The sequence below is a fragment of the Chimaeribacter arupi genome (assembly GCF_002858805.1).
In the GTDB taxonomy this organism is placed as follows: Bacteria; Pseudomonadota; Gammaproteobacteria; order Enterobacterales; family Enterobacteriaceae; genus Chimaeribacter; species Chimaeribacter arupi.
In genome coordinates this window covers 1-15,038 of sequence record NZ_PJZI01000004.1, presented here as the reverse complement: position 1 = coordinate 15,038, position 15,038 = coordinate 1, and the positions used below count along the sequence as shown (strand labels likewise).

Annotated in this window: 11 protein-coding genes; 6 read left to right on the top strand and 5 right to left on the bottom strand. The window is 57.8% G+C overall.

The window, feature by feature from the left end:
- Window positions 1-71: 71 nt before the first annotated feature.
- Window positions 72-962, bottom strand: coding sequence for a carboxylating nicotinate-nucleotide diphosphorylase (gene nadC / locus CYR52_RS03600; protein WP_072928867.1), 891 nt, complete (start codon window positions 960-962; stop codon window positions 72-74).
- Between the two features lie 126 nt (window positions 963-1,088).
- Between nadC and ampD the strand changes: the two genes are divergently transcribed.
- Window positions 1,089-1,640 (top strand): 1,6-anhydro-N-acetylmuramyl-L-alanine amidase AmpD, encoded by a 552-nt coding sequence (gene ampD, locus CYR52_RS03595; RefSeq protein ID WP_072928869.1) that lies wholly within the window; start codon window positions 1,089-1,091, stop codon window positions 1,638-1,640.
- A gap of 44 nt (window positions 1,641-1,684) precedes the next feature.
- Window positions 1,685-2,539 (top strand): beta-lactamase regulator AmpE, encoded by an 855-nt coding sequence (gene ampE / locus CYR52_RS03590; RefSeq protein WP_072928871.1) that lies wholly within the window; start codon window positions 1,685-1,687, stop codon window positions 2,537-2,539.
- A 170-nt stretch (window positions 2,540-2,709) separates the two neighbouring features.
- On the opposite strand, the gene CYR52_RS03585 is transcribed toward ampE, so the two are convergent.
- From CYR52_RS03585 to CYR52_RS03575, 3 genes are all read right to left on the bottom strand, one after another.
- Window positions 2,710-3,666, bottom strand: coding sequence for a glycoside hydrolase family 43 protein (locus CYR52_RS03585; protein ID WP_101827967.1), 957 nt, complete (start codon window positions 3,664-3,666; stop codon window positions 2,710-2,712).
- On the bottom strand, window positions 3,663-5,093 hold the full coding sequence (locus tag CYR52_RS03580) for a glycoside-pentoside-hexuronide (GPH):cation symporter (RefSeq protein ID WP_101827966.1): 1,431 nt from the start codon (window positions 5,091-5,093) through the stop codon (window positions 3,663-3,665). The genes CYR52_RS03585 and CYR52_RS03580 overlap by 4 nt, the downstream gene beginning before the upstream one ends.
- Before the next feature lie 240 nt (window positions 5,094-5,333).
- Complete coding sequence (locus tag CYR52_RS03575; RefSeq protein WP_072928877.1) at window positions 5,334-6,686, bottom strand: amino acid permease; 1,353 nt, start codon at window positions 6,684-6,686, stop codon at window positions 5,334-5,336.
- 650 nt (window positions 6,687-7,336) lie between these two features.
- Here CYR52_RS03575 and pdhR point away from each other — a divergent pair.
- From pdhR to lpdA, 4 genes are all read left to right on the top strand, one after another.
- On the top strand, window positions 7,337-8,101 hold the full coding sequence (gene pdhR / locus CYR52_RS03570; protein ID WP_072928879.1) for a pyruvate dehydrogenase complex transcriptional repressor PdhR: 765 nt from the start codon (window positions 7,337-7,339) through the stop codon (window positions 8,099-8,101).
- Between the two features lie 122 nt (window positions 8,102-8,223).
- A complete protein-coding gene (gene aceE / locus CYR52_RS03565) occupies window positions 8,224-10,887 on the top strand; it encodes a pyruvate dehydrogenase (acetyl-transferring), homodimeric type (protein WP_072928881.1) in 2,664 nt (887 codons plus the stop codon).
- 15 nt (window positions 10,888-10,902) lie between these two features.
- Window positions 10,903-12,834, top strand: coding sequence for a pyruvate dehydrogenase complex dihydrolipoyllysine-residue acetyltransferase (gene aceF, locus CYR52_RS03560; RefSeq protein WP_072928883.1), 1,932 nt, complete (start codon window positions 10,903-10,905; stop codon window positions 12,832-12,834).
- 249 nt (window positions 12,835-13,083) lie between these two features.
- A complete protein-coding gene (gene lpdA, locus CYR52_RS03555) occupies window positions 13,084-14,508 on the top strand; it encodes a dihydrolipoyl dehydrogenase (protein WP_101814792.1) in 1,425 nt (474 codons plus the stop codon).
- Between the two features lie 337 nt (window positions 14,509-14,845).
- Here lpdA and CYR52_RS22800 read toward each other — a convergent pair.
- Window positions 14,846-15,038: hypothetical protein (locus CYR52_RS22800; protein ID WP_206605011.1), on the bottom strand; the 193-nt coding region annotated here is incomplete at its 5' end.

Sequence of the window (15,038 nt, the reverse complement as noted above, 5' to 3'; positions counted from 1 at the left end):
GAAAACCGCAGGAGAAAAAGAGGCGTATAACAGCGCAACAGCTCCCGGTATGGCGGCCGGGAGCCGGTCACTCAGCGGAAACGCATGGAGAGATCCATCGCCCGGAGGTGTTTGGTCAGCGCACCGACGGAGATGTAATCTACCCCGGTTTCGGCAAACTGGCGCAGGGTGGCATCAGTGACATTGCCGGAGACTTCCAGCTTGGCGCGCCCCTGGGCCAGGGCGACGGCCTCGCGCATCATCTCCAGGCTGAAGTTGTCCAGCATGATGATGTCTGCCTCGGCATCCAGGGCCTGACGCAGCTCATCGAGGGTTTCGACTTCGACCTCGATCGGCACGTCCGCATGCATCCAGAATGCCTTTTCCACGGCCTGTTTGATGGAGCCGGAAGCGATGATGTGGTTTTCCTTGATCAGGAACGCATCAGAGAGGCCGAGGCGGTGGTTGCCGCCGCCACCGCACAGCACGGCATATTTCAGCGCGGTGCGCAGGCCGGGCAGCGTTTTGCGGGTGTCGAGCAACTGGGTACGGGTGCCTTCCAGCAGCGCGACATAACGGCTGACTTCCGTGGCCGCGCCGGAAAGGGTCTGGACAAAGTTAAGGGCGGTGCGCTCACCGGTCAGCAACAGGCGGGCAGGGCCGCTGAGTTCACACAGGAGCTGGTCAGGCGTGACCTGGTCGCCGTCTTTGACATGCCAGGTGACGTGCACCTGATTATCGAGCTGGATAAACACCTCATTCAGCCAGCGCGCACCACAAAAAATACCTGCCTCGCGGGTGATGATTGTGGCCTCTGCCTGCTTGTCTGCCGGCAGTAATTGCGCAGTCAGATCACGGCCGGCATCCACATCGCCGCCGAGATCTTCGCGTAACGCCTGTGCAACCAGGTATGGAATATCATGTTGGATACGGTTGAGTAATTCAGTCCGGCGGCTCTCGGCACTGTAGCTGCGGGTTGGCATGAAAATCTCCGAAATGGCGGATTAGGGGGTAGGGGAAACATGCTACCCTGTTGCCCGGATAAGTACCATATCGGGCCGTGACGCGTACCGGCCACAGGCAATACCCGGCCACGGGGAGGGGAGAGGATGGAACTGGAAAAAGGGTGGCTGACCGGGGTCAGAAAAGTGGTGTCGCCGCATTATGATCAACGCCCGGCGGATACCGTGCCGAGCCTGTTGATTATTCATAATATCAGCCTGCCGCCCGGCCGGTTTGGCGGCCCGTATATTGACCAGCTGTTTACCGGCACGCTGGATCCGCAGGCGGACCCGTTCTTTGCAGAGATCCATACCCTGCGGGTCGCTGCCCACTGCCTGATCCGGCGTGATGGCGAGATCGTGCAGTATGTCTCTTTCAACGATCGTGCCTGGCACGCGGGGGTGTCACAGTGGCAGGGGCGTGAGCGCTGCAACGATTTCTCCATCGGTATTGAGCTGGAAGGCACCGACACGCTGCCGTTTACCGAGGCACAATACCGGAGCCTGACTGATGTCAGCGAATTGTTAATTAGCGCGTATCCTATTACTGTAGAAAACATTACCGGCCACAGTGATGTGGCGCCAGGGCGCAAGACCGACCCCGGCCCGGCATTTGACTGGGCGGGTTATCGTCAGCGACTCAGTGCCGTGCAGCCATAAGGCACCCGGTTGGATACGCGTGAAATAAGGGGATACTTCGGCAGATGACGCTTTTTACTTTATTGCTGGTTTTAGCATGGGAGCGCCTGTTTAAACTGGGCGAACACTGGCAGCTCGATCACCGGCTGGAGCGGGTTTTCCAGCGCAGCCGGGGCGCGTCATGGCCGAAAACGGTGCTGATGCTGTTGTGCTGGCTTGGTGTGGTGTGGGGCATTTTATGGGTGGTGCACGGGTTATTCTTCGGTGTGCTGACGCTGCTGCTGTGGGTATTGATTGGCCTGCTGTGCATTGGTGCCGGCAGTAAACGCCGCCACTACCGCGCGTACCTGAAAGCCGCCCGGCAGGGGGATGCCCGTGCCTGTGAAAATCTGGCAGGTGAGCTGGCGCTGATCCACGGCTTGCCGGTGGATTGCTCCCAGGAGCTGCGGTTGCGTGAACTGCAAAATGCGCTGCTGTGGATTAACTTCCGCTACTACCTGGCCCCGCTGTTCTGGTTTGTGCTGTGCGGGCCTTACGGGCCCGTGGCGCTGGCCGGGTACGCTTTCCTGCGCGCTTACCAGAGCTGGCTGGCGCGCTACGGCTCGCCGCTGCTGCGGGCGCAATCCGGCATTGATGCGCTTTTGCATCTGTTGGACTGGGTGCCGGTGCGGCTGGCCGGGGTTGCCTATGCGCTGCTGGGGCACGGTGAACGGGCGCTGCCGGCGTGGTTTGCCTCAATCTGGGATCGTCGTACGTCGCAATATACCGTGCTGACCGGGCTGGCCCAGTTCTCGCTGGCGCGTGAGCCGCATCTGGACCCGATTCAGACCCCACGTGCGGCGGTAGCGATGGCGAAAAAGGTGACCATGATCATCGTAGTCGTGGTGGCGCTGCTGACCATCTACGGCACATTAACCTGACCTGACCTGACCTGACCTGACCTGACGGCGGAACCGGGCAGCAGGTAACGGGCAACAAATAAAAAAGCACGGCGCGCCGTGCTTTTTTTGTGGCCGGCGTTAACCGGCCTTCTCAGGATGCGGGGCGTTGCATCAGTCTGCTCATTTCACTGATGCGACGCCGTGCGCCGTCAGCGGTTATCCGCAGGCGGCACGCCGAATACCGGCATCCCTTGTTTGTCCCACTCGAGATCTTTAATGCGGGTGTGGCGGTTAGGATCGTAAAGCGGATCGCCTTCAATCTCGGTGTAGTTACGGGCATGGTAAACCAGCACATCACCACCCTGCGCATTCACGGTAAAGCTGTTATGCCCCGGCCCGAACTGGCGGTTTTCCCAGCTGGTGGTAAAGACCGGCGTGGGGGATTTCTGCCAGCTGGCCGGGTTCATCAGGTTACTGTGAATATCCGCCCAGAGCAGGCCGATGCAGTAGTTCTCGTCGGTGGCGCTGGCGGAATAACTGATGAAAATCCGTTCGCCATGCACAATGACCGCCGGCCCCTCATTCACCCAGAAGCCGCGCGTTTCCCACTCCAGCTCCGGTTTGCTCAGCATGACCGGAGTGCCTTTCAGCCGCCAGGCATTCTCCATTTCACACAGGTAGAGGTTGGAGTTGCCGCGGATCGCCGGGTCTTTCTGCGCCCACAGATAGTAACGTTTCCCCTGGTGCTCAAAGGTGGTGGCATCCAGTGAAAAGCTGTCGAACTGGGTATAGATGCGCCCGCGCTCAATCCAACGGCCGCGCAGCGGGTCATCCTCCGCGCACTCCAGTGCATACATCCGGTGCTGGAACAGGCCGTCAACGATGGTTTTTGACGGCGCAGCGGCAAAGTAGATGATCCATTTGCCGTCGACCCGGTGCAGTTCCGGTGCCCAGATAAGCGCACTCATCGGGCCGTTTTCCGGCTTGCGCCAGACAATGTACGGCTCGGCGGTCGCCAGCGCCTCCAGTGAAGGCGCACGGCGCAGCTCCAGCCGGTCATATTCCGGCACCGAGGCAATAAAGTAGTAGTGTCCGTCATCATGGCGATAGATAAACGGGTCGGCACGCTGGGTAATCAGCGGGTTAGGGTAACGTGTTACGGTCATGCCTGCGGCTCCTTATCTGCGGCAATCAGGGCGGCACCCCCAGGGTGCTTGCTGCCCTTGTACTGCGCCAGCTCACGGTAGTTCTGGCGGCGTTTTTCCAAATCAAGCTGAATCTGTGCCATCAGGCTGCGGTCAACTTTCAGCAGGCGAACCACCCCGGCGGTGATCAGGTAACCCACCCCCGGGATCACGGTGAACAGCAGCACAATGCCGTTCACGGCAGACGCGCTCTGTTGTTTCGCCCCGGCATCATAACCATAGAACGAGAGCAGGAAGCCCACCATCGCCCCGGCAATCGCCAACCCGACTTTCAGGAAGAACAGGTTACCGGAGAAGCTGATGCCGGTGATGCGTTTGCCGGTTTTCCACTCGCCGTAATCATCCACGTCAGCCATCAGTGACCAGTGCAGCGGGGACGGGATCTGGTGCAGGATGTTCAGCACAAAATAGGCGACCAGAATCAACGGGGTGAGGTGCGGGTCAAGGAAGTAAAAGCCGCTGGAGAAGATCGCCAGCACGATGTTGGTCCAGAAGAAGACTTTCAGCTTGCAGAACTTGTCGGTCAGCGGCTTGGCCAGCGCGGCGCCAATCATCATGCCGACCACGCCCAGGCTGATAAAGAAGCTGGCGAAGGAGGCGGATTGCCCCATCACCCAGGTGACGTAGTACATGGTGGCCGCCATGCGGATAAAGCCGGGGCAGACGTTGCACAGCGTCAGCAGCAGAATGCGCACCCACTGGTCATTTTTCCACACATCTTTCATGTCCGCTTTCAGCGCGTCGCGGCTCGGCACCGCGGGCTGGATGCGCTCACGCACGGTGGCAAAACAGAACAGGAACATAAACAGCGCAATCACCGCCATCACGCCCATCGACATCTGGTAGCCGCGCGCCCGGTCATCACCGCCAAAAAACTCTGCCATCGGCAGCAGGGTAGAGGAGAGGATCAGGGTGGCGATGCCGACCATAAAGAAGCGGTAAGACTGGCAGGAGACGCGTTCATGCGGGTCAGCGGTGATCACGCCGCCCAGTGAACAGTAAGGAATATTGATGGCGGTGTAGGTCAAAGACATCAGGAAATAGGTGACAAAGGCATAGATCACCTTGCTGTTGTAGCTCCACTCCGGGGTGGTAAACATCAGCACGCTGAACAGCACATACGGCACGGAAATCCAGAGCAGGTAAGGGCGGAAACGCCCCCAACGGCTTTCGGTGCGGTCAGCAATCGCCCCCATAATCGGGTCTGTGACGGCATCGATAACCCGCACGGAGAGCAGCAATACGCCCACCAGCGCCGGTGCCAGGCCAAACACATCGGTATAAAAATAGTTGAGAAAGAGCATGATGGCGCCGCCAATCATGTTGCAGCCGGCGTCGCCCATCCCATAGCCAATTTTCTCTTTAATCGAAAGCGCCCCACCTTTCATGGATCTTTTCTCCGTGATGGATAAAAACTGCTGTCAGGCGATGATTATTGCGCCCTCTGCTGCACACTATGCAGAAGCCGATGGTTATAGAGATGGACAAATCAGTCACGCTGGTGAAAGTGTGAGATCGTTAGCAAGTTAACAACAAACATGGTTATTTATTAACAGGATTAACGACGTGCAAGAAAGGGACAGGCATAAAAAAGCCCGGCCGGAGCCGGGCTTTCAAACAGGGCCGTGTCAGCCGCGTTTGCGGGTAAACATAAAGCCGATGCCGAGGACAACCAGCCAGACCGGGATCAGCATCACCGAGATACGGATGCCCGGCGTCAGGTACATGATCACCAGAATCGCGGCCATAAAGACCAGGCAGAGGTAGTTGCTGAACGGGTACCAGAACGCCTTGAACTTCGGCTCAATGCCTTGCAGGCGTTTCACCTTGCGGAACTTCAGGTGCGCGAGGCTTATCATCGCCCAGTTAATCACCAGCGCGGACACCACCAGCGCCATCAGCAATTCGAACGCTTTGCCCGGCATCAGGTAGTTGATCAGTACGCAGAGTGCGGTGGCCAGCGCGGAGATACCAATCGCGGCCACCGGCACGCCACGGCGGTCCACGCTCATCAGCGCTTTCGGGGCGTTGCCCTGTTTCGCCAGGCCGTACAGCATCCGGCTGTTGGAGTAGACGCAGCTGTTGTACACCGACAGCGCCGCCGTCAGTACCACGATGTTCAGCACCGTCGCCACCACATTGCTGTTCAGTGCGTGGAAGATCAGCACGAACGGGCTGCCGCCTTCCACCACTTTGCCCCACGGGTAGAGTGACAGCAGGATCGCCAGCGAGCCGATATAGAAAATCAGGATACGGTAAATCACCTGGTTGGTGGCTTTCGGGATGGTGACGTCCGGGTTATCCGCTTCCGCCGCCGTGATGCCGATAAGCTCCAGCCCGCCGAAGGAGAACATGATCACCGCCATCGCCATCACCAGCCCGCCGATACCGTTCGGGAAGAAGCCGCCCTGCGCCCAGAGGTTGGTCACGGTGGCTTCCGGGCCGCCGTTTCCGCTCAGCAGCAGCCAGCCGCCGAACACGATCATGCCGACAATCGCCACGACTTTAATAATGGCGAACCAGAACTCCATCTCGCCATAGATTTTGACGTTGGTCAGGTTAATGGCGTTGATCAGCACAAAGAACACCGCGGCGGTGACCCAGGTCGGGATCTCCGGCCACCAGTACTGGATATAGATACCGACGGCGGAAAGCTCTGCCATCGCCACCAGCACATACAGCACCCAGTAGTTCCAGCCGGAGGCAAAGCCTGCAAAGTTACCCCAGTATTTATAGGCGAAATGGCTGAACGACCCGGCGACCGGCTCCTCAACCACCATTTCCCCTAATTGACGCATGATCAGGAAGGCGATAAAGCCCGCGACCGCGTACCCCAGCAGCACGGAAGGGCCTGCCATTTTAATTGTCTGTGCGATGCCCAGGAAAAGCCCGGTACCAATTGCACCACCCAGGGCAATAAGCTGAATGTGGCGGTTTTTCAGCCCACGTTTCAGCTCATCACCATGCTGTTTATCAACCATTTACTGTCCTCTGTCACTTGGGGCAAACGTCTTACAGGGGGCGTGACCCGCCACTTGTAAGAAGATAGTTACAGTTATTGTATTAATAGGTTTACGGAGCGGAAATAAGGAAGAGACGCCGTACGCTACCGTTGCGGCCAGAATAGTGGTAAGCGAAAAAGTTTGCACCTGGTTTCTGAATGTAACTGCCTAATTAGCGACCGGTTAGTACCGCCGCCGGAAAAACCGCCTGCGACAGGGCAGCGGTCATCGAATGTTCATCACCCGCATGAATAATCCGCTTAAAGTTTATTAATGGTATGACCGCTTTTTTGCGGGCCCCGGTATCCGTGATTTTGCCCCCCAACATGACCATTGCATGATTATGCGTAATTTCGGCGGATTCAGGCGGGGTTATGCAGGTTGTTACGTTTCAGCAGCGGGGCTTAATTGTTTCGTAAACGTTAAAAATTGATCTGCATCAAAATTGGTCATACCAAGCGTTGGCGGGGGCTTTGATCGGGTTAGGTAAAATCTTTGTTAAATTGTGCGAGCAAGGCGCTTTTCATTCGTGCGATATGGACAGAAGGTGAATACTTTGTTAGTTTACGGGCACGTTTTATAAATTGGTATTACCAATTTACTACGCGCTTGCCGGTGAGAAGAATAACATGGCCTACAGCAAAATCCGCCAGCCCAAATTATCGGATGTGATAGAGCAGCAACTGGAGTATCTGATTCTGGAAGGGACGCTGCGCCCCGGCGAGAAATTGCCCCCGGAGCGTGAGCTGGCGAAACAGTTTGATGTGTCGCGTCCTTCTCTCAGAGAAGCCATCCAGCGTCTGGAGGCCAAGGGCCTGCTCCTGCGGCGTCAGGGCGGCGGCACCTTCGTCCAAAAAAATCTGTGGCAAAGCTTCAGCGACCCGCTTGCTGAACTGCTGGCCGACCACCCTGAATCACAATTCGACCTGTTGGAAACCCGCCACGCGCTGGAGGGGATCGCCGCATACTACGCGGCCCTGCGCGGGACGGAGGAAGATTTGCTGCGCATCCGCGACTGCCATCTGGTTATCCAGCAGGCGCAGGACAGCGGCGATCTGGATGCCGAGGCAGACGCAGTGATGCAGTACCAGGTGGCGGTCACCGAGGCGGCGCATAACGTGGTGCTGTTGCACCTGTTACGCTGTATGGGCCCGATGCTGGAAAAGAACGTCCGGCAGAACTTTGAATTGCTCTACTCGCGCCGCGAAATGCTGGCGAAAGTAAGCAGCCACCGTGCCGGGATTTTTGAGGCGATTGTGGCCCGCGAGCCGGAAAAGGCGCGCGAGGCCTCGCACCGGCACCTGGCCTTTATTGAGGAAATTTTGCTGGATCTCAGCAGAGAACACAGCCGGCGAGAGCGTTCGCTGCGCCGTCTCCAGCAACGCAGGGATTAAGCGCTTAGTTAAAGCACTGATAGCGGCAACCCATAACGGGCCTGTCTTCGTGTGTTCTGCCCCAGAGCACAGGAAGACAGGCTCCATTACACCAACGTATAGAGAAGATAAGGAATCCCACCATGTCAGAACGTGTAAATAATGACGTGGATCCGATCGAAACCCGCGACTGGGTACAGGCGATCGAATCGGTCATCCGTGAAGAGGGTGTTGAGCGTGCTCAGTTCCTGATTGATCAGGTTTTGGGAGAGGCACGTAAAGGCGGCGTTCAGGTCGCTGCCGGTGCTGCCGCACGCAACTACGTCAACACCATCAACGTGGAAGACCAGCCGGAGTATCCCGGCAACCTGGAACTGGAGCGCCGCATCCGTTCCGCCATTCGCTGGAACGCCGTGATGACCGTATTGCGCGCGTCGAAAAAAGACCTCGAGCTGGGCGGCCACATGGCGTCCTTCCAGTCTTCCGCGACCTTCTATGAAGTCTGCTTCAACCACTTCTTCCGTGCACGCAATGAGAAAGATGGCGGCGACCTGGTCTACTTCCAGGGCCACATCTCCCCAGGCGTTTACGCACGTGCCTTCCTGGAAGGCCGCCTGACCGAAGAGCAGATGAACAACTTCCGCCAGGAAGTACATGGCAAGGGCTTGTCTTCTTACCCGCACCCGAAACTGATGCCGGAATTCTGGCAGTTCCCGACCGTGTCGATGGGCCTCGGCCCGATCAGCGCCATCTACCAGGCGAAGTTCCTGAAATACCTGGAGCACCGCGGCCTGAAAGACACCTCCGAACAGACCGTGTACGCCTTCCTGGGTGACGGCGAAATGGACGAGCCGGAATCCAAAGGGGCGATCACCATCGCCACCCGTGAGAAGCTCGACAACCTGGTGTTCGTGATCAACTGTAACCTGCAGCGCCTCGATGGCCCGGTGACCGGTAACGGCAAGATCATCAACGAGCTGGAAGGCATCTTCGGCGGCGCCGGCTGGGAAGTGATCAAAGTCATCTGGGGTTCCCGTTGGGACGAGCTGCTGCGTAAAGACACCAGCGGCAAGCTTATCCAGCTGATGAACGAAACCGTGGACGGCGACTACCAGACCTTCAAGTCCAAAAACGGCGCTTACGTGCGTGAGCACTTCTTCGGCAAATACCCGGAAACCGCCGCGCTGGTCAAAGACCTGAGCGACGACGAGATCTGGGCACTGAACCGTGGCGGCCACGATCCGAAGAAAATCTTCGCTGCACTGAAAAAAGCCCAGGACACCAAAGGCAAGCCGGTTGTGATCCTGGCCCACACCGTGAAAGGTTACGGCATGGGTGTCACCGCGGAAGGCATGAACATTGCCCACCAGGTGAAGAAAATGAACATGGAAGGCGTGCGTTACTTCCGCGATCGCTTCAATGTCACCGTCACTGACGAAAACATCGAAAGCCTGCCGTTCATCAAATTCGAAGAAGGATCGGAAGAACACAAATACCTGCATGAGCGCCGCCAGGCCCTGCAAGGCTATGTGCCGACCCGTCTGCCGAAATTTACCCAGTCGCTGCAACTGCCGGCACTGGAAGATTTCTCTGCCCTGCTGGAAGAGCAGAAGAAAGAGATCTCCACCACCATCGCCTTCGTGCGTGCACTGAACGTGATGCTGAAAAACGACTCCATCAAGGATCGTCTGGTACCGATCATCGCTGACGAAGCGCGTACCTTCGGGATGGAAGGGCTGTTCCGCCAGATCGGGATCTACAGCCCGAACGGCCAGCAATACACCCCGCAGGACCGCGAGCAGGTTGCCTACTACCGCGAAGACGAGAAGGGCCAGATCCTGCAGGAAGGGATCAACGAACTGGGCGCTGCCTCCTCCTGGCTGGCTGCGGCCACGTCGTACAGCACCAACGACCTGCCGATGATCCCGTTCTACATCTACTACTCGATGTTCGGCTTCCAGCGCATCGGTGACCTCTGCTGGCTGGCGGGCGACCAACAGGCGCGCGGCTTCCTGGTCGGCGGCACCTCCGGCCGTACCACGCTTAACGGCGAAGGCCTGCAGCACGAAGATGGCCACAGCCACATCCAGTCGCTGACCATCCCGAACTGCATCTCCTACGACCCGGCCTACGCCTATGAAGTGGCGGTGATCATGCATGACGGCCTGGAGCGTATGTACGGTGAAGCGCAAGAGAACGTTTACTACTACATCACCACGCTGAACGAGAACTACCACATGCCGGCCATGCCGGAAGGTGCGGAAGAGGGGATCCGTAAAGGGATCTACAAACTCGACACCCTGGAAGGCAGCAAAGGCAAAGTGCAGCTGCTCGGCTCCGGTGCCATCCTGCGCCATGTGCGTGAAGCGGCAGAGATCCTGTCGAAAGAGTACGGCGTGGGCTCTGACGTTTACAGCGTCACCTCCTTCACCGAACTGGCCCGTGACGGCCAGGACTGTGAGCGCTGGAACATGCTGCACCCGTCTGAAGAACCGCGTGTGCCGTACATCGCCCAGGTGATGAGCGATGCCCCGGCCGTGGCCTCTACCGACTACATGAAACTGTTTGCCGAGCAGGTGCGCAGCTTCATCCCGGCCAGCGAGTTCCGCGTTCTGGGTACCGACGGTTTCGGCCGTTCCGACAGCCGCGAAAACCTGCGTCACCACTTCGAAGTGGATGCCTCCTACGTGGTGGTGGCTGCACTGGGTGAACTGGCAAAACGTGGCGACATCGACACCAAGGTAGTGGCAGAAGCGATTACCAAATTCGGCATCGATGCTGACAAAGTTAACCCGCGTCTGGCATAAGAGGGTAAAGAAGAGATGGCTATCGAAATCAACGTACCGGACATCGGTGCAGATGAAGTTGAAGTCACCGAAGTGATGGTGAAGGTTGGCGATAAGGTTGAGGTTGAACAATCGCTGATCGCCGTTGAGGGTGACAAAGCCTCAATGGAAGTGCCCTCCCCGCAGGCGGGTGTGGTGAAAGAGATCAAAGTCTCCGTGGGCGACAAAGTCGAAACCGGCAAACTGATCATGACCTTTGAAGAGGCCGGTGCGGCCTCTGAAGAGAAAGCCCCGGCAGCAGCCCCGGCCTCTGAGGCGAAAGCCGACGAGAAACCGGCCGCCGCCGCCGCTGGCGCCAGCAAAGAGGTTAACGTTCCTGACATCGGTTCCGATGAAGTGGAAGTGACCGAGGTGATGGTGAAAGTCGGTGACAAAGTAGAAGCCGACCAATCGCTTATCGCCGTGGAAGGTGACAAAGCCTCCATGGAAGTGCCGGCACCGTTCGCCGGTACCGTGAAAGAGATCAAGATCGCGACCGGTGACAAAGTCAGCACCGGCTCCCTGATCATGGTGTTCGAGGTCGCGGGCGCGGCAGAACAGCCGCAGAGCGCGCCGAAACCTGCCGGTGAAACCGAGCCTGCAAAAGCGCAGGGCGGTTCTGCCAGCAAAGAAGTCAGCGTGCCGGACATCGGCGGTGATGAAGTCGAAGTCACTGAAGTGATGGTCAAGGTCGGCGACAAGGTGGCGGCTGAGCAGTCCCTGATCACCGTGGAAGGCGACAAAGCTTCCATGGAAGTCCCGGCCCCGTTCGCGGGTACGGTCAAAGAGATCAAGATCGCGTCCGGCGACAAAGTGAAAACCGGCACCCTGATCATGATCTTCGAGGTCGAAGGCGCAGCCCCGGCCGCACAGAGCGGCGCGAAGCAGCAGGAAACCGCGGCACCGGCGAAAGCTGAGCAGGATTCCAACGTGCCGAAAGCGACCCCGGCGAAAGCCGAGAGCAAGCCGGAAGCCAAAGGCGAGTTCGCGGAAAATGATGCCTACGTCCACGCCACCCCGGTGATCCGCCGCCTGGCGCGTGAGTTCGGCGTTAACCTGGGCAAAGTGAAAGGCACCGGCCGTAAAGGCCGCATCCTGCGCGAAGACGTCCAGAGCTATGTGAAAGACGCGGTGAAACGTGCCGAGTCTGCCCCGGCTGCCGCTGCGGCAACCGGTGGTGGCCTGCCGGGTATGCTGCCGTGGCCGAAAGTGGACTTCAGCAAGTTCGGTGAGATTGAAGAAGTCGAGCTGGGCCGCATCCAGAAAATCTCCGGTGCTAACCTGAGCCGTAACTGGGTGATGATCCCGCACGTCACGCACTTCGACAAAACCGACATCACCGAGCTGGAAGCGTTCCGTAAACAGCAGAACGCCGAAGCCGAGAAGCGCAAGCTGGACGTGAAATTCACCCCGGTGGTCTTCATCATGAAAGCCGTAGCCGCTGCCCTGGAGCAGATGCCGCGCTTCAACAGCTCCCTGTCCGAAGATGGCCAGAAGCTGACGCTGAAGAAATACATCAACATCGGTGTGGCCGTGGATACCCCGAATGGCCTGGTAGTACCGGTGTTCAAAGACGTGAACAAGAAGGGCATCACGGAGCTGTCCCGCGAGCTGATGACCATCTCCAAAAAAGCGCGTGACGGTAAGCTGACGGCCGGCGAAATGCAGGGCGGTTGCTTCACCATCTCCAGCCTGGGCGGTATCGGGACGACGCACTTCGCGCCGATCGTTAACGCACCGGAAGTGGCGATCCTCGGGGTATCCAAATCCGCGATGGAGCCGGTCTGGAACGGCAAAGAGTTCACACCGCGTCTGATGATGCCGATGTCACTCTCCTTCGACCACCGGGTGATTGACGGGGCGGATGGGGCACGTTTCATCACCATCATCAATAACATGCTGTCTGACATTCGCCGTCTGGTGATGTAAGCACACAGGCCGGCCTTCGGGCTGGCCTGAATTTTTTGGCATCGGCATGGTCGCCGCCGGTTTCAGCAGGTGTCTCACCTGGTGTAACCCGATCGCTAAGACACTGAACACTCGAACTTGCTTTGCAGGTTGTTAACAATTCTGTAAACTGCTCGCGGTGTAAGCGTCCCGGTGGATGAAGGGCGTTATGAATTCTACAAGCGACAAAACTGACGTCTGACCCGCCGGACAATCAATTAAGAGGTCATGATGAGTACAGAAATCAAAACCCAGGTTGTGGTACTTGGGGCAGGCCCTGCAGGTTACTCTGCGGCTTTTCGTTGCGCTGATTTAGGTCTTGAAACGGTTCTGGTTGAACGCTATTCCACGCTGGGCGGGGTTTGCCTGAACGTGGGCTGTATCCCTTCCAAGGCGCTGCTGCACGTCGCCAAAGTCATTGAAGAAGCCAAAGCACTGGCGGAACATGGCGTGGTGTTCGGTGAGCCGAGAACAGACATCACCAAAATCCGTACCTGGAAAGAGAAAGTCATTAACCAGCTGACCGGCGGCCTCTCCGGCATGGCCAAACAGCGTAAGGTTAAAGTGGTGAACGGTTTCGGTAAATTCACCGGTGCCAACACCCTGCAGGTTGAAGGCGAAAATGGTGCAACCACCATCACCTTCGACAATGCCATCATCGCGGCGGGTTCCCGTCCGATCCAATTGCCATTCATTCCGCACGACGACCCGCGCGTGTGGGATTCAACGTCTGCCCTGGAACTGAAAGAAGTGCCTGAGCGCCTGCTGGTCATGGGCGGTGGTATCATCGGCCTGGAAATGGGCACCGTTTACCACGCACTGGGTTCCAAAATTGACGTGGTTGAGATGTTTGACCAGGTCATCCCGGCGGCGGACAAAGACGTGGTGAAAGTCTTCACCAAACGTATCAGCAAGCAGTTCAACCTGATGCTGGAAACCAAAGTCACGGCGGTAGAAGCCAAAGAAGACGGCATCTACGTCACGATGGAAGGTAAGAAAGCCCCGGCTGAACCACAGCGTTACGACGCCGTGCTGGTGGCGATCGGCCGTGTGCCGAACGGCAAACTCATGGATGCCGGCAAAGCGGGCGTGGAAGTGGACGACCGCGGCTTCATCCATGTGGACAAGCAGATGCGTACCAACGTGCCGCACATCTTCGCCATCGGTGACATCGTCGGCCAGCCGATGCTGGCACACAAAGGCGTGCATGAAGGCCACGTGGCGGCGGAAGTGATCTCCGGTAAGAAACACTACTTCGACCCGAAAGTGATCCCGTCCATCGCTTACACCGAGCCGGAAGTGGCATGGGTCGGCCTGACCGAGAAAGAAGCGAAAGAGAAGGGCATCAGCTACGAAACCGCCACCTTCCCGTGGGCGGCCTCCGGCCGTGCCATCGCCTCTGACTGTGCAGACGGCATGACCAAGCTTATCTTCGACAAAGAGACCCACCGCGTGATCGGTGGTGCGGTCGTCGGCACCAACGGCGGCGAGCTGCTGGGCGAAATCGGCCTGGCGATCGAGATGGGCTGTGATGCGGAAGACATCGCGCTGACCATCCACGCTCACCCGACCCTGCACGAATCCGTGGGTCTGGCTGCTGAGATCTTCGAAGGCAGCATCACTGACCTGCCGAACCCGAAAGCGAAGAAGAAGTAATTCCCGCCGCGGTTCAGCATGGTAAAAACGGTGCCGAAAGGCGCCGTTTTTTTATGGATAAAAAAGGCCACGCCGAAGCGTGGCCGGTAGCTTACTTGCTCTGATGAATAACGTTAACCGAGAAAGAAATGTCAGATATTGACCATCCGCCATTCCCTGCACCTAACGCCATTCCCAGTACAACAATCAGGAGATAAAGCGAACTCCTTCTCATTGCGTGTTCCTTACAGGACCACGACCGCCCATTTTCCACCAGGAAAAAAGGGGCGAAACAAGCACTCTGTAGCACTTGTATCGCGGCAGAACAGATCTGTTCCCAGAGCCTGGCGACCCGCTGCTAAACAGGCGGAACAGCCCCGCGCAATGGTACACAAAATGAAGGGTTAATGTTGCATTTATCGCCGGTTTCAGATTGCAATCCGACTGAAAATAGCGCATGATCCGGCTGCTCTGTAGCGCTTGTATCGTATAGTGATATAAGTTTCCCTGAGGGGATGGTGACGGCGACCGCGTGATGATGGTGGATCATT

Excerpts from the sequence above, each read along its gene's own strand:
- nadC (WP_072928867.1), bottom strand. The coding sequence starts at position 962 with ATGCCAACCCGCAGCTACAGTGCCGAGAGCCGCCGGACTGAATTACTC.
- ampD (WP_072928869.1), top strand. The coding sequence starts at position 1,089 with ATGGAACTGGAAAAAGGGTGGCTGACCGGGGTCAGAAAAGTGGTGTCG.
- ampE (WP_072928871.1), top strand. The coding sequence starts at position 1,685 with ATGACGCTTTTTACTTTATTGCTGGTTTTAGCATGGGAGCGCCTGTTT.
- CYR52_RS03585 (WP_101827967.1), bottom strand. The coding sequence starts at position 3,666 with ATGACCGTAACACGTTACCCTAACCCGCTGATTACCCAGCGTGCCGAC.
- CYR52_RS03580 (WP_101827966.1), bottom strand. The coding sequence starts at position 5,093 with ATGAAAGGTGGGGCGCTTTCGATTAAAGAGAAAATTGGCTATGGGATG.
- CYR52_RS03575 (WP_072928877.1), bottom strand. The coding sequence starts at position 6,686 with ATGGTTGATAAACAGCATGGTGATGAGCTGAAACGTGGGCTGAAAAAC.
- pdhR (WP_072928879.1), top strand. The coding sequence starts at position 7,337 with ATGGCCTACAGCAAAATCCGCCAGCCCAAATTATCGGATGTGATAGAG.
- aceE (WP_072928881.1), top strand. The coding sequence starts at position 8,224 with ATGTCAGAACGTGTAAATAATGACGTGGATCCGATCGAAACCCGCGAC.
- aceF (WP_072928883.1), top strand. The coding sequence starts at position 10,903 with ATGGCTATCGAAATCAACGTACCGGACATCGGTGCAGATGAAGTTGAA.
- lpdA (WP_101814792.1), top strand. The coding sequence starts at position 13,084 with ATGAGTACAGAAATCAAAACCCAGGTTGTGGTACTTGGGGCAGGCCCT.